The sequence below is a fragment of the Bradyrhizobium sp. USDA 4541 genome, from assembly GCF_024171085.1.
In the GTDB taxonomy this organism is placed as follows: domain Bacteria; phylum Pseudomonadota; class Alphaproteobacteria; order Rhizobiales; family Xanthobacteraceae; genus Bradyrhizobium; species Bradyrhizobium australafricanum.
The window spans coordinates 8292515-8307094 of sequence record NZ_JALJZF010000001.1; the positions used below are offsets into that span (position 1 = coordinate 8292515).

General features: G+C 62.3%; 14 protein-coding genes. 4 read left to right on the plus strand and 10 right to left on the minus strand.

The annotated features are described in order from the left end of the window. Window positions 1-18 precede the first annotated feature (18 nt). The 6 genes from J2R80_RS39720 to J2R80_RS39745 all read right to left on the minus strand — a co-directional run bounded on the left by J2R80_RS39720 (window position 19) and on the right by J2R80_RS39745 (window position 5327). Window positions 19-1785, minus strand: a complete 1767-nt coding sequence (locus tag J2R80_RS39720; protein WP_253640514.1) for a DUF3363 domain-containing protein — start codon at window positions 1783-1785, stop codon at window positions 19-21. Window positions 1786-2304: 519 nt separating this feature from the next. Beyond that, complete coding sequence (locus J2R80_RS39725; protein ID WP_253640515.1) at window positions 2305-2736, minus strand: transposase; 432 nt, start codon at window positions 2734-2736, stop codon at window positions 2305-2307. Next, a complete protein-coding gene (locus J2R80_RS39730) occupies window positions 2736-3122 on the minus strand; it encodes a hypothetical protein (protein ID WP_253640516.1) in 387 nt (128 codons plus the stop codon). The genes J2R80_RS39725 and J2R80_RS39730 overlap by 1 nt, the downstream gene beginning before the upstream one ends. A 344-nt stretch (window positions 3123-3466) precedes the next feature. Then, on the minus strand, window positions 3467-4162 hold the full coding sequence (locus J2R80_RS39735) for a lytic transglycosylase domain-containing protein (protein WP_309143787.1): 696 nt from the start codon (window positions 4160-4162) through the stop codon (window positions 3467-3469). Between the two features lie 191 nt (window positions 4163-4353). Continuing rightward, window positions 4354-4866, minus strand: coding sequence for a S26 family signal peptidase (locus J2R80_RS39740; RefSeq protein WP_253640518.1), 513 nt, complete (start codon window positions 4864-4866; stop codon window positions 4354-4356). Continuing rightward, window positions 4863-5327, minus strand: coding sequence for a DUF2840 domain-containing protein (locus J2R80_RS39745; RefSeq protein WP_253624263.1), 465 nt, complete (start codon window positions 5325-5327; stop codon window positions 4863-4865). The genes J2R80_RS39740 and J2R80_RS39745 overlap by 4 nt, the downstream gene beginning before the upstream one ends. 278 nt (window positions 5328-5605) lie before the next feature. Between J2R80_RS39745 and J2R80_RS39750 the strand changes: the two genes are divergently transcribed. After that, window positions 5606-5842 carry a transposase gene (locus tag J2R80_RS39750; protein ID WP_253624264.1) on the plus strand — a complete coding sequence of 79 codons (237 nt, stop codon included), beginning with the start codon at window positions 5606-5608 and terminating at the stop codon, window positions 5840-5842. 75 nt (window positions 5843-5917) lie between these two features. Here J2R80_RS39750 and J2R80_RS39755 read toward each other — a convergent pair whose 3' ends face one another. Then, the gene (locus J2R80_RS39755; RefSeq protein WP_253640519.1) at window positions 5918-6196 is read right to left on the minus strand and encodes an AlpA family transcriptional regulator; all 279 of its coding nucleotides are present in this window, start codon (window positions 6194-6196) and stop codon (window positions 5918-5920) included. A gap of 822 nt (window positions 6197-7018) precedes the next feature. On the opposite strand from J2R80_RS39755, the gene J2R80_RS39760 reads away from it, so the two are divergent. Continuing rightward, on the plus strand, window positions 7019-7354 hold the full coding sequence (locus tag J2R80_RS39760; protein ID WP_253640520.1) for a helix-turn-helix domain-containing protein: 336 nt from the start codon (window positions 7019-7021) through the stop codon (window positions 7352-7354). Next, the gene (locus tag J2R80_RS39765; RefSeq protein WP_253640521.1) at window positions 7347-8594 is read left to right on the plus strand and encodes a type II toxin-antitoxin system HipA family toxin; all 1248 of its coding nucleotides are present in this window, start codon (window positions 7347-7349) and stop codon (window positions 8592-8594) included. Before J2R80_RS39760 ends, J2R80_RS39765 begins: the two co-directional genes overlap by 8 nt. 401 nt (window positions 8595-8995) lie before the next feature. Here the strand turns inward: J2R80_RS39765 and J2R80_RS39770 are convergent, their stop codons facing one another. Further along, window positions 8996-9319 (minus strand): DUF736 domain-containing protein, encoded by a 324-nt coding sequence (locus tag J2R80_RS39770; RefSeq protein ID WP_253640522.1) that lies wholly within the window; start codon window positions 9317-9319, stop codon window positions 8996-8998. 1514 nt (window positions 9320-10833) lie between these two features. Between J2R80_RS39770 and J2R80_RS39775 the strand changes: the two genes are divergently transcribed. Continuing rightward, the gene (locus J2R80_RS39775; RefSeq protein ID WP_253640523.1) at window positions 10834-12159 is read left to right on the plus strand and encodes a DUF3422 family protein; all 1326 of its coding nucleotides are present in this window, start codon (window positions 10834-10836) and stop codon (window positions 12157-12159) included. Between the two features lie 137 nt (window positions 12160-12296). Here the strand turns inward: J2R80_RS39775 and J2R80_RS39780 are convergent, their stop codons facing one another. Both J2R80_RS39780 and J2R80_RS39785 read right to left on the minus strand, forming a co-directional pair. Further along, on the minus strand, window positions 12297-12620 hold the full coding sequence (locus J2R80_RS39780) for a DUF736 domain-containing protein (RefSeq protein ID WP_253624270.1): 324 nt from the start codon (window positions 12618-12620) through the stop codon (window positions 12297-12299). Window positions 12621-13559: 939 nt separating this feature from the next. Next, window positions 13560-14483 carry a DUF2493 domain-containing protein gene (locus J2R80_RS39785; protein WP_253641073.1) on the minus strand — a complete coding sequence of 308 codons (924 nt, stop codon included), beginning with the start codon at window positions 14481-14483 and terminating at the stop codon, window positions 13560-13562. Between the last annotated feature and the right edge of the window lie 97 nt (window positions 14484-14580).

The window sequence follows — 14580 nt, forward strand, 5'->3', positions numbered from 1 at the left end:
ACTGAATTGGAGAAATTGCTAGAGACCGAGGTCGCGCTTCCGACCGAAGGCCCATTCGATGCCGCCGCCATCCTTCACCACGCCTGTGACGTGTTGAGCGAGCCTCTTTTCGAGTTCGCGCGACCAGGGCACGAGTTGGAAGCCGAGCCCATTATCGATCATGGCGAAGCGTCCCGAGGCGAGCGTCAGCCGCTGGCGATACGTGCCCGCCACATGCTCCCCGGAGGCGGCGTTCACGTGAGGCAGGCGAGTGTCGGCCGAAACCTTTGCTGCCACTTCGTCCAGCTCGCGCCAGCGCAACGTGTTCAGGAGGTCGCGCTGCAGGATGACGCGTTGGCCCTGCCGCCGCGCCAGGCCCTCCTGAACCAGATGCTCGGTACGGGCTTCCATGGCGTCGCGGGTCTCGCGGCCGAAACCGCCCATGGCGAGCGGCATGGGGTCGCGTTCAACCAGCCGGTGGTCGAGCCAGGTTGCCCCTCGTGCCGTGATCTGGCTACCAAGATCGAGATCGGAACGGATCGCCAGCACTATGGTCGGCCACCGATCGCCGGCTTGACCGAAGCGTCTGACTTCAACGATGCCGCCGATCGGCGGTGCGTGGTCGAAAGCTTCGAGTCCTCGGAAGCGCACGTGGTGAGCGCGTCCATCTGTTCCGTCGATCAGGGCGTAGGCCTCGCCGGTCAGTTCGTCATGCAATCCACGGTCGATCAGTCGTCCGATAATCTGGGACGTCGGCTGTCCACCCTCGATGACGAAGTCGGCAACGCCGCGCGCTTCCCCACGCTCGGTAAAGGCGCGGTGCATGGTCTTGATGATGTCGCCACGCATGCCGAGGTCGCGCAAGCTCCGCTCGGCCTCGAGGCCTACCATCCATTCCCCTGGTGCGGCGGCGGATGCGGCGAGCCCCATCTTCTCCAGGTGCTGAAGGCGACCGACCATCAGGCGCCGGATCTCGGGATCGGACCTGCCGGGATTCTCTGGGCGAAGGTCGATAGTGCCGGTCTCGTCGGCCGCCAGCCGGATCTCCCGATCGAGCCGCGTCCATCGTTCCGCCGTGACTTCCCTTTCCAGCGAATTGCGGATCTCGTGCTCGGGTTTTGGACCCAGTTCGATGGCGACCAGTTCCTCGGCACGTGAACGCACGCCTTGGCTGATGTAGTCGCGGGACATCACGAGATCCGCTCCTTCCTCGTCCACGCCCCGCACGAGAAGATGGACGTGAGGATTATCGGTATTCCAATGATCGACGGCCACCCAATCGAGCCGCGTACCGAGATCGGCCTCCATCTGCCTGGCGAGATCGCGGGTGAAGGCCTTCAGTTCGGTCATCTCGCCGGCGTCCTCCGGCGAGACGATGAACCGGAAGTGATGCCGGTCATCCTTGCATCGTTCCGCGAAAGCCGCGCTATCGGCACGATCGCCGCCGGCATCGAACATCTCGGCCCGCTCACCGCTTCTGGTCACACCGTCGCGCTTCAAATACGAAAGATGGGCCGTCAGTGGCGCTGAGCGGAAGGCTCGCCCTTTGTGCCGCACCACGCGCGCCTTCACCACGACGCGCCGGGTCGGGCTGAACAGTCTGGCCCGGCTAAAAGCAAGCCGCCCGCGGCCAAACGTCGATCGCCCATAGGCCGCAGAGCGTCTGCCAGCTGCGGCCTGCCCCGAGGTATGTCCGGCTTTCTTCGCCGCCCGCAGCACCTGGTTGATGAAGCTCTTGGGCTTCGGCGCGCGTGTACTGCGGATGCGCCCAGGCCGAATTCGCAAGTCGCTATCGCCTGCGGTCATGACCGGGCCTCGAAGAACGCAGCGAGACCTAGAGTGCCGAAAACATGTTTGAATGTTCTGGGGAAAGTCTTAGGCGCGGCACGCACCCCGACCGACCGGCACGCCGGAACCCAAGCCATGTCAATGGCTTGTGGTTCGACCGGTGAGCCCCTTTTATCTCGCCTTCCTAATCGGGCGTTCAAAGTCAACTCATTCCTACGCCTTTTTTCGACTCGTCGCACTTCAACCATGACGGACTCCCTGCATCGACAACGCACAAACGTCACCACACCGCGCTTGCGGTTGCATTCACCAGGCGGGGTCCATGCGTTCCTTCGCGTTCAGCACTAGGCCGTCGCATGCTCTTCATCAGATTCGTAAACAGGGCTGTCCAAGCAGTCCGGCGCTCTCGCCCTCGAAGGGCGGCAGCAGGCAAGAGATAGCGGACATTCCCCGTTTCGCGCACCCGCCAGGGGACGCTCACCGCACGCGGATCTCTAATTTCGTTCCTCCCTCAACATGCCGGGCGCAAACCCAGCGCTAATCCGTCGTCGCCCGCACCGCGGCTACCGTGCAGGTTTCAACCGCAGCTGCTGCGTGACTTTGGCGCCAAAACCAACGTGGAAATCGGTCTCGCTGCCCCACATTCGGTGCAGAATGCTTGCGGAGCTTGCGCGCGACGGCGGTGATCGCGCACAGCATGCTCGACCGTTTGGCGATCCGCAGGCCCCACGCTCGCGGTGCCGACCATGTCCTGACCCGCAGCAGCAGGCTTGCGGCCGGCTCGTGTACTGCGACGTCACCCAGGTTGCTGATGCGCCCTTCGTAATCGATCGACGTGCCGGACTGTTGCCGCCTCGGCGCCAAACCAAAATGCTCGCCTACCGTTCGCGATCTGGCAAAGCGCCAGGGATCATCGACGCCGACCTTGTACGACAGGGCCGCAACGGGACCGACGCCGGGAACCGTCATCAGGCGCCCCGCCACACATCATCACGCTGGACGACCTGGAGCAGCACACAGTGCAGCCAATCGTACCCCTCTAGGATGGCGCGACGCACATCCAACATGGCCTCGATGGTCATTACGAAGATCGGATCGGTGCGCTCGATCAACTCGCGGACGCGCGCCTCAAAGGCGCCACGGGCAATCGCTCCAACGAGCAAAGCATAGGCCCGCAGCGCACCACGAATGTGGTTCTCGAGGTCGCTTAGTTTGCGCTTGAGCAGCCTTCGGCTGGTCAGCAGCGTGCACATCTTCTGCATGTCGATGTTCTTGACATGAACGGCGCGATACCAGTCCGACCGCATCATCCGCCCGATGCCGCGCGCGTCATTCCGGTCGGTCTTATTCCGCATTGTCGACAAGCTGCTCTCCGAAGCCGTTGCGGTACTTCGCAAGTTGGTCTCACGCGCGCAAGACACCACGGACGAGTCGTACGATGACCGCCATTCGGTTGATATTTGGAAGAGCGAGGAATTCCGCGCCGCGATAGAGCGCGCCGAAGCGGTGATTGCGAAGGCGGTAGCTGCCATGGCAGGGCCCCGCACAGAGTAGGAGTTCGCCGAGCCGACGCATTGCCGGCCGAGGCCGCTAGTCTCGTCAAGACATGACGTCATGTGCAGCCCCCGGACGCACATGTCGTGCCTGCCCATTGCTCTCGCTCTTCCACCGATTGCTTGCTGAAGCGAGCCATTGCTGGTCATCGTAATGCCCTCGCGTCCGATCGAGCTACAAAAACGCCAGTACGCCTGGGGGCCATCTGCGTAACATCGCGCGGCGAGATTGCGATCGTTGCGTAGCGCGAGAGCATGAGCGCTGTCGGCCTACTTCGCGCTTCCATCTGGTCAGTTCGCTCAACGAACAGCGTCGCGGCTGCTGATGACCTCCAGCTCGCGGTACACGAGGGCCGCGGTTGGATGCCAAGCAAATTTGCAAGCTTTGCCACATATGCTCGCGTCTCGTCAGGTAAAGCTGCTCCCGCGAGATGTTCTTCGTAGCGAGTTGGTCCCGCGTTGTACGCAGCAAAGGCGCCACGCGAACCGTAGCGGTCGAGCAATTCACGGAGATACGCCGTGCCGGCCAGAATGTTGTCACGCGGATCGTACGGATCGTTCCCTAGATCATAGCGTTGGCGCAGTTCCGCCCAAGTTGACGGCATGATCTGCATCAGTCCCATTGCGCCCTTGGGCGACTTGGCCTGCATGTCTCCAGCAGTTTCGATGCTCAAAACCGAGCATATCCACCGGGCCGGGATCGCAAAGCGTTGTGAGGCTTCTTCGATGAAGCCCGAAAGCGTGTGGGTGGTTCGACAGATCGCTGGGAGCGCAGCGGACCCGTTTTGGGCCAGAGCGGTCGTGTCAGATGCGGTCAGAGCAAGCAGCAGCGACACGACCACCCAAACAGGTACACCTAACCGAGCCAGGCCTGCCGTCGTGCTCGCGCCCGTGCAGCGTAAAGCCGCTTCGCGCCGATCATTTGGACCACCGCTGGGCGCGTGAGGCTTGCAAGCGTTGGCTGGGACGGAGGAACGGTCCCGCAACCAATTTAACCGAGGAATGGCGGGATGAACACGTAGAACACGCACGGTCACTCCTCCCAGGTCCAGACCGGGAGCGCACAACCAATCACCGCTGACGCCGGAAGAAATCCAAAATATCGGCCGTCCATGGAGTCGTCCGACTGCCAATTCATGAGAAAGAGCTCGCCGTCGCCGACGACGCGGCAGCCCTGCCATTTGGGCAGCGGCCGGCCGCGTCCGTCGCGATCCTTCGCCTCGCCCACCGCAACATCATCCACCGAAATCGTCCGCCCGCTTCTGCAGACCGTCTGCCCCGGCAGGGCCAAGACCCGCTTAAGCATGGGGACGCCGACCGGCAGATAGCCGTTCAAATCGAGGAGGGTCGCAAGCGGCTCCGGCGGCTGAACGGCGACCAGCTCGGTGACATGGAAGCGCTTCGTCGGTCGTAAGCTGTAAAGACCGATTGGCACGCTTGCTGATGCATTCCAAATATAGAGTGGAAGCGGCTCCAGGACGATCGTCGCGATGAGCGCGGCAGCGACCGCAAGCATCGTGGTCAGCGTCATCAGGCGGCTCGTCATCGCATCACTCTGCGACGATGGAGCCAGGCCTGGTGGCGTGTTTTCGTGTATGGACGCGGGTTTTCGTTGACGGACAGACGGTTATGAACATGATGCCAATGATCGGGAGCGACGTCAGCCGGATCGATTCCAAGCGCCTCGACGGCATCAACCATCTGCAACACTCGCTCGACCTTCGGCCAGCCAGAGAGCCGCAGCACGATCTCTCCGCCGGGCCTCACATACGGTACGGTCGAGCAGCGCTGTCCCGGTGCGACAGCGCGCAAGATGTCAATCCGCGACATGATCGTGCCAAAGTCGTTGGATGTCCAACGGACGAAGGCAAAGATGCTACCCGGTGCAAATGATAGGACACGCCGGTGACGATCAAGCTTTCGTTCCTTGACAATACGACCGAACCGAATGCGGTTTTCGATACGCTTCTCGAGCCACAAGACTTCCACTTCCGTGAGATCGTTCATGCCGCCGCTCCCTGACGCTCGAATCGGGAACGGTATGCTTTGGGCTGAGCGAAGCGCGTGTGCCTCTTCTGGAGGTGAGCAGGCCTGGCGGCCTGACGTTGCCAGTCAGTTCCCATGAAAGTTGAGGCCTGGTCCGCCAGAAAGAAGCCCAAGTATTTATGGCGAGCAGCAGTACTGAGCTGTGCCCCCTTGCATGCTGCGCTACGGCGACGATGCCGCGCAACGATTCGCGGCTGGAGCGCACCGCGCATTCCAGCCGTCGGCGACGAAGTCGAACGATGGACTTGCACGCGGGGTTCGACGTGTCGCTGGATCCGAGACGATCTAGGAAGTCGACCAATGTCCGGGCCCATTTCGGATTGGCGCGACGGCGCCATCAATCCGGGCAAACCGGTCGCATCGGAAGCATCACCAAATGCGGCGACGAACTGACGCGGGCGATGCCGCAAAAGGCGGCCATCACGATCCTGACCAGCATTCCCGACAATTTCAAGCCGCGTCTCGGGAGCCCGTAGCTCGCCGGGAAAAGGGGTCTGAAGTGCGCAGCGACACCTTCGGCGGTGCGCTGAGGATTTGCTAACGGACATGGCCTAGCGCCGCTCTTTACCCGCATAGGGAATTGGCGCACGCCGTCTTGCGGGCAGTACGGTGCCGCCACCAGGATCCGAGGTCGACTTCTTCTTGCCGAGTTTGGCCCATGCTGTCAGGTCAGCTACTGAATAGACCACGCGTCCGCCAATCTTGTGATACTCGGGACCGGTTCCGTAGGTTCGGTGTTTCTCCAACGTGCGGCCGGACAAACTCAAGAAGCGCGCGGCTTCGGACGTGCGTAAGTAACGCGGCGGCTTATCCGTGTTCGGATCGGACATTTGAAAAGCTCCGTGCTCCTTTGGAGCGCGTACGAAGTTCGCCGCGCGTCGACTGCCACGATCGCGGAGTAGAGGTGCTTAGGGGGATGCCGAAGATGATGCGGTGATTTTCGACACCCCCATCGAAGGCGCTCGCCTCAGAAGCCTTGCAATAGCCGGCGATTATCAGGGCGAGGCTCCGCTCCTCGGATGGTCCGATTGCGAGGAACCGTATCTTGCGCGGCCGGGATGCGTTTTTGCCGAGCAGCGCTCCGGCGATGATTCGATAGACGCTCATCGCAGCAATGAGCGGCGAGCGCTCGGATAACAGCAGCACGTTGCAGAGGGCGAGCTGCCGCTATGGGAGCGTCGGCCGTCTGAGATGTCATGCCGGCGAAGTGGGCCTCGACGCCGGTACACGCTTCTACAATCGCAATTCCTCGTGACGCCGACGTAGCAGTATTCCGCGGCGCGCGACCTGAGATGATCGAGCAATATTTCCGCAGGACCGTGGCACGGTCATGCTCGGAAGCAAGAGTGAGACGCGACGTGCGGCCACACTCAGCTGCTATCTCTTGAATGATCCGCTCGGATCGAGGCCGTGCCCTGGCACCGGCTTGCCAATCGATCGAATCCTGACGGAAGCAGATGGCTCAGTCAGATTGACAGAAATTGCAGCCAGTCCGCCGATGTGAAAGCCAGAGCGAGGGGGGCCGCGGTCGGAACTCAAGGCCGACATCCGCGAATGAGGTAAAATCGAACCTTCGATCATTCGGCTCATCTAGGAAAGTTGTAACCTTCGTGCTACATATTCCTCGAATATGAAGCATGAAGACGTCAACAATGCCTACTCCACACAAACCTCCCGCTGCGGTACGGCGCGCGCTGCGCAAGCTTGGGGCGGACATCCATGACGCCCGTCGACGCCGACGGCTGCCGATGGCGGTCGTGGCCGAGCGCGCCTTCACGTCCCGGTCGACCCTGCAAAGGGTCGAAGCTGGTGACACCAGCGTCAGCATCGGCATCTACGCTGGCGTGCTGCAGGCGCTCGGCCTGCTCGACGGCCTGGGTCAGGTCGCCGACATCAGCAACGACAGCGTCGGCCAGGCCCTCGCCAGCGCGCACCTTCCCAAGCACGTCCACCTCAAGCGGCCAACCGGACCATCCCACGATGGCTGACTTCGAGGTGCACATCGATCTGGACAGCCGCACGCGCCCGATAGGGTTGGCGAGGAGCAATCGCGTCAGAGGCGCGGAGACCATCCTCTTCGAGTACGACGCTGCATGGCTTGAGGATCCGGATCGCTTCTCGCTGGAGCCGGCACTTGCACTGACACGCGGCGCATTCGCTCCTCCTGCCCGACTAGCCATCTTTGGCTCCATTGGCGACTCGGCGCCGGACACCTGGGGCCGCCGTCTCATGCAGCGCGCCGAGCGCCGCCTCGCCGAACACGAGGGCCGTGCCGTCCGCACCCTCGCGGAAAGCGACTACCTGCTAGGCGTCGCCGACGAGAGCCGGCTGGGCGCGCTCCGTTTCCGCTGGGTCGGCGACGGTGTTTTCCAGGCGCCGACCCGGGCCGGCGTTCCTGCCCTGATCGAACTCGGCCGGTTGCTCCAAATCACCGAGCGGATTCTCCGGGATGAAGAAACAGATGAGGAACTCCAACTCATCTTTGCCCCCGGCTCTTCGCTCGGCGGCGGGCGTCCGAAGGCCTCAGTCATTGACCAGCATGGTCGCCTCTCGATCGCCAAATTCCCGAAGGAGACCGACGACTATAGCATGGAGACCTGGGAAGAGATCGCGCTGCGGCTCGCTGGCCAGGCAGGTATCGCCACTCCGCAGCACGAGCTGATCGACGTCGGCGGCAAGCCGGTCATGCTGTCGCGGCGCTTCGATCGTGACGGTACGATCCGCATCCCGTTCCTGTCGGCGATGGCGATGATGGGCGCCAAAGACGGAGAGCGCGGCAGCTATCCGGAGATCGTCGATGCCCTTGCTCAACACGGCGCACAAGGGAAAACGGATGCCCATGCCCTTTATCGGCGTGTCGTCTTCAACGTGCTGATCTCCAATGTCGACGATCACCTCCGCAACCACGGTTTCCTGTGGCTGGGAAAAGCAGGATGGTCTCTCTCGCCGGCATACGACCTCAATCCCGTTCCAACTGATCTCAAGGCCCGCGTGTTGTCGACGAACATCGATCTGGACGAGGGCACCTGCTCGCTCGATCTGCTGGAGGCCGCATCGGAGTTCTTCGCACTCACGCTGCCGCAGGCCCGGGCGATTATCAAAGAAGTCGCGAGCGTGACGGCAACCTGGCGCGAAGCCGCCAAGGGGGTCGGCGCCCGCCCGGCCGAAATCAACCGTATGGCCAGCGCCTTCGAGCACGACGATCTAAAACGGTCGCTGGCGCTGTGACGAGAACGTTCCTTCACAGCTTCAAGCCAGCGACAGTGGTCCGATCACCGGCGGCCGACAAAGCTCGAGGCAGCCGACATCAAGCGCTGGTCGCGATCTGCAAGGGCGATGCGGCGACCGCCTCGCTCGAGGCGAGCCGTGTCAGGGACCCTGCAGCCGGGCCACGTCATCCCTCGGCTGGGCGCCCTCGCAGCCTGTCTCATGTCAACACGCTGGCGCCGCGTGAGCGCCTCTGGTTCGGGAAAACGGGCCTGATCGTCATTGACGGCGACAATGGCGCCGGCAAACCTGGCTGAGCGCCCGCCACGTCGGCGCGACCGGCGGCGCCAGGCAGATCGCAGGGCCTCTCAGGCCGCCGCGAAGCGCCCCGCGGATCAGCGGGGCGCCAGCACTCGGCTAAGTTACTCGCGGTTCTTGCGCGGCCGCGACCAGAGAAGCGTGTAGCCTTCGCCGCCTTCGTCGTCGAACAAGTTCGCGTAGATCGGTGCATTGAACGAGGGGTCATCCAGCTTGAGCGATAGGTAATCGCGGCCCTCTTCGGAACGCTTCGACCAGGCTGCGCCGATCTCAACTCGGCCGACATAGACCCGGTGGCTCGGTGCATTCTCGCTGGAGCGGTTGGTTTCGGGGACGATCCGGATGCTCCTGGCCTGGAGCGAGAGGGTGACGATCTCGCCGGTGAACTCGTTGTTGCCGGTCTTCTTGAAGGTGCCGATGGTCGCCATGGTAGTTCTCCTTGATCTGAAGTTTTCCGAGCCCGCACCATGCGGCCTCGATGATGATCGACAGGCCGGAGGCGATCGACGGCGCACCCCGAAGGGGCCGGACAGCAAAGGAGCAACTTTCTTGGCTCGCGCGAGGAATGACGGCGCAGCCGGCAGGGGAAGAAAGTTATGACGCCGCTGTTGCGCCATAGGCGGTCGAGGCGCAGCCGTCCTTCGGGCAGATCCATCCATCGAAGAGGCCGTTTCGTGCGCTCGATCCGAACAGAGCTGACATCAAGGACAACGTGGCGAGGCCGAGTCCCGCCGAGAAGCAGGCCCAACGAATTCAGTGGTGATTAGCTCTTTGTGCTGCCAGGCGCAGATTTCCGATTCCGCGATCAACGCCTCGGCCCTACGCTCGGGCTCACAATAGTCGCCGGCCGTATCTGTGATCCGCCGCTATTTGGTTGATCGCTCACAACGGTCGCCGCGTATCTATCTCCTGCGGCAATCGGTCAAGCCGCGACGCTTGGGCTGCTCTGAGTGACGTATCAAAGACGAGGACGGCGAGAGCTCCAGCTGCGTGATCCAGTCAACCTCACGCGATGTGACGTTATCAGCCCATCACCGAGCACCTTGCCCCGCGGGTCCGGGCGCGGTCACTCGCAGGGCTCGGCATCGACAAATCCAGCCAGAGCGTGCCCGCTCAATGGCAGCGGCCGGGCGAGCGATCACCTTGCCGAAAACACGCAATTCCCTGCGGCCTGTGCCACGTGCGCATTCTGTCGGAATACAAGCGCGCTTCATGTCTGAAACCCACCCCCGACTGTCTTCGAAAGCCACATTGCGTAAAAACGACGCGGGAGCGCCCCTTCTATAGTGCTGGCCCAAATCCTGCACCGGCTCTCTGCGCCAGGAAGTTTGACGACGGCAACAAGATGGGAGTCGCGTTTGGGCCTCGATCCGCCAATCGACAATGCGGTTGCCGCACCCGAGGTTGTTTGTCCGCACCACGCCGGGAGAATGCAAGACGTTCCTGCTTGCCGCGACCTCGCACGGCATCGGTCATGCGACCGGACAACTGCTTTCAGAAGAGGGTCGGCGTATCTTCACTTGCATGCGGCACCCCTTCGGTGGCGGGCGATGTCGGTGGGATTCGGAGACAGACAACCCTGTCCGCGTAACTCCAAGCATTCGTCGGACGGTGCGGCGGGCCATCGTCAAGGTCGAGGAACGGCTTGCTGGCGCACCGCTACACTTATTGAGCCGCGACGCGGGCATTTCGCCATAGACACCGGACCGTACGCGGCAGATGCCGTTGATGGCGTCGTTCGAAAGCTGGATGAGGCTGCTCCATGTCAATCTGCCTGGCCTAACCCTCCTCCCGCAAGACCTCTTTCCCGAGTCGAGGCGGCTTCGGTAATGATCGTCGACATGGCTTGATCAGCAACCTGGCCGTGCGTTCCCGGCACCGCCACTGCCTCCCGCGTCAAGGCTGACGGTTGCCTGCTCACCCTGAAGCAAGGCGTCAATACATGATCGATGAACTGGACCTGCGAACCTTCACGCCACATCCGCAACGCGACGCTGTGCTCGGCGAAGTGCACGCGCGCCCTTTTACGCGCCTGGTTTCGCCCTTCAGCGTGATCCACTTCGCTTTTCTTGCACAGGGCGAGGCGGCCTCAAGCGATCGCTGCCGTTTTATCGATTTTTGCCTCGAGCGTAATCTTGCGCCGCCTGATCAGTCGACGAAACTTCATCAGATTGTCATCGGGCCCGCTACGCTACGCTGGGAGCAGCATTCAGAATTCACAACATTCACCTGGATCTGGACCAACGCAAATTGTTCTGCCGCAGACCGATTTGACAAGGTTGATGGTACCGTCCGATCGCTGATCCGCGCGTTGCGTCAGACCGGGCAGTTGCTGGTCGCGATCAGGCTAGAGGTCGAGCAGGACGCCTCGCCGACCAGGCGGGCCGAACAGATTTTTGACAAGAACAGCCTGGCCATGGTTGCCACAAAGAGCGGCGCAGGCGTTGCGGCCTCAGACTTCCGCGTAGACGAAAAAGGCTTCACGAAAATCCTCGTCTGCGACCTCGGGTTGACGTCGCACGATCTCGGAGCGCTGGTGCAACGACTCCTGGAAATCGAGACCTACCGTCCATTGGCGCTTCTTGGCTTGTCGGCGGCCCTTGAGCTTGCACCATCTGTTGATCGCATCGACCGCCGTCTTGTTGAGGCACTCGAGAAAATGCAAAGCGGTGAAGGGCTGCAGTTCAACAACCATCTGCTTGCCGAGCTGACGGCGCTGGCCGCATCCTTCGAAAGAGGCGCGACCGGCAGCCTGTTTCGCTTCGGCGCCAGCAGGGCCTATAACGAGCTGGTCCAATCGCGACTGTCCATCATTGAAGGCACCGATGTCTCGGGCTATCCAACCTGGTCGTCGTTTCTGGCGCGCCGCATGGCCCCGGCGATGCGAACCTGCGCGACCGTGGAGGATCGTCAGGCGACTCTCTCGGTCAAGCTCGCGCGTGCCGCCGATCTGTTGCGAACTCGGGTCGACGTCGAAATCGAACGACAGAATCGTGACCTGTTGCAGGCCATCAACGAGCGCGCGAGACAGCAACTTCGGCTGCAGTGCACGGTCGAAGGATTGTCGGTCGGGGCGATAGGGTACTATGTGGTCAGCCTGTTTAGCTATCTTGCCAAGGGCGCGCATGATGTCGGACTGCGAGTAGAGCCCTCGTTCCTGACCGCAGCCTTCGTGCCGATCGCGGTCGGCGTCATCTGGCTGGTGAGTTATAATGTCCGAAAGCGACACCTCAAGCACGACGACGCGCCCTCGGTGGCTTGCGACTAGAGCTCCTTGAGGGGATCGGTGCGTCCGTCCGGCGAAGCTCGCGTCGTCGTGCTGCGACGCTGCCGCAAGATCGCGGCCGCCTCCTGCGCAAGGTCATGCCCCGCCCGGACCAGCCGGGCGAGGCATCGTGGATCGGGTCAGTCGCCGTTGCGACGGGTCGGACGGGACCAGATCAGGCTGAAACCCTCACCTTCCTCGTCGGCGAAGAGGTTGGCGAAGATCGGAGCGGTGAAGCTCGGATCGTCGAGCTTGAGGCTCAGATAGTCGCGCCCCTCGTTGGAGCGCTTGGACCAGCCGGCCCCGATCTCGGCCCGGCCCACGTAGATGCGGTGGCTCGGAGCGTTGTCGTTGGAGCGGTTAGTCTCGGCGACGATACGGACGCCCTTGGCTTGCAGGCTCAGGGTGACAATCTCGCCCTGAAAATCGTTGCCCACCTTCTTGAAAGTACCGATGTTAGCCATGTCACTTCTCCTGTTGTGTTTCGAGCCCGCGACCACCGCGGCCTCGATGGCGATCTAAAGGCCGAGGACGATCGGCGACGCACCCCTTGCGGGCCGGAGCGCAGCGGAGGACGCCGTTGTGGCGACTTTCTTGCCTCGCGAGGAATGGGCGAAGCCCAGGGGAAGAAAGTCGCATCAACGGCGTTGCGGCTCAGACGATCGAGGCGGAGCCGGTCTTCGGCCAGATCAAGCCATCCAAGAGGCCACGTGCGTCCGCGGGCTGGATCGCAAGCTCGGGAGACGACTTGGCAAATCTCGGTTGGGCTGCACAAGAGGTTGGAACGACTCGGCGAACAAAGAGAAACAACCTGCCGCAAAGGGCGGTGTCGTCATGAGAGAACAATCGAGAACGAATCAACGTGCCAAACGACGAGGTGGGCCGGGCCGAGATCGGCGCAGCCTGGTCGAAGCGTTCCGAAGAGGGGCGCGATATCTCTCGCTCCAGTCACTTGCCCCCCGTTCAATACGACGATCCCGCGCAACCTTTTCGATGAGGAAGGTGACGAGGGATCATCCTTCGCACGTGGCGGCCATGAGAATGGGTTGAGACTGTTGCTCCACCAGTTCAGGCGGCTCCAGCAGGCGGGTCTTCGCAAGCAGGAACAGTCACCTGCGTCCATGTCGCGCCGCCAACGCAAAACGCGTCAGCAGCCCGATCTGCTGCAAGCGGGAGCACCAGGTGCGACGAAGAGGGCCATGCCGCCACTGACCGCCCGGCAGAACAAGCCAATGCATGATGTGGTAACAACAAGACCAGGCGCGAGCATGGTGGCGGCTTCATCCGGATGGGTGACGATCGCGTCTTGCACCACCATCGCAAGCCGCAATTTCGGATACAAGGCTGGACGCGCCGGGGTGCTAGGCGTCCAGCTCCGCTCGATGGTTTGAAACAGACGGCGCTCATGCGCCGCCGAATTTCCAGACGGGGATGCCGAAACGCCTCGCCTTGTCGGCGAGGTTGTCCTGGATTCCCGTACCCGGAAAATGCATGACGCCGATCGGCAAGAGCTCGAGCATGGCATCATTGCGCTTGAAGGGTGCTGCCTTGGCGTGCTTCGTCCAGTCGGGCTTGAACGCGATCTGGGGCACCTTGCGGGTCGTCGCCCATTTGGAAGCGATCAGTTCGGCCCCTTTGGGTGAGCCGCCATGGAGCAGGACCATGTCGGGATGCTTGGCGTGAACCTTGTCGAGGCGATCCCAGATGAGGCGGTGGTCGTTGAAGTCGAGCCCGCCGGTGAGTGCGATCTTCGGTCCTGCCGGCAACATGACCTCGGTCTGGGAGCGGCGCTTGGCAGCGATGAAGTCCCGGGAGTCGATCACGGCTGCCGTGAGCGTGCGGTGGCTCACCAGCGAGCCCGACCGAGGACGCCAGGACGAGCCGGTGTGAACCTCAAATTGCTCCATCGCCTGGTCGCGGAAGAGTTCCAGGCAATTTCGGCGCTCGATCAAGGTGACGCCCTCCGCCGTGAGGCGCTCGAGCTCGACCGATCGCACCTCTGACCCATTCTGCTCCCGCTGGCTCTTGTGCTGCGCTTGTTCATTGTCGTCGAGCTGGCGTTCGATGCGATCGACGGCCCGATGGAACAGATTGACGGTTGACCAGAGGAGTTCGCTGAGATCCGGTTCGAGCCGTGTATCGCTTAGCGCGGCAACCAGGATGTCGAACATATCGACGATGGTAGCGGCGATCATCTGGCTCTCGGGGAGAGGTCTTGGATCTGGCTGATCGTCGAAGGGGCGATAGCCGAAGAGCTGCAATTCGCTGAGGACGTGTTCGGTCGGAGACGGGGCGTGCGTCGGTTCGATGTCGTCGTGGTCGGTCATCGCACGAGATCCTTTTGGCGGAGCGGCCGCGCCCATCGCGGCCTTCGTGGCGATCACTCAGACGGCGGGCGGAACGGGCCAGAACCCGGAGCGGCTT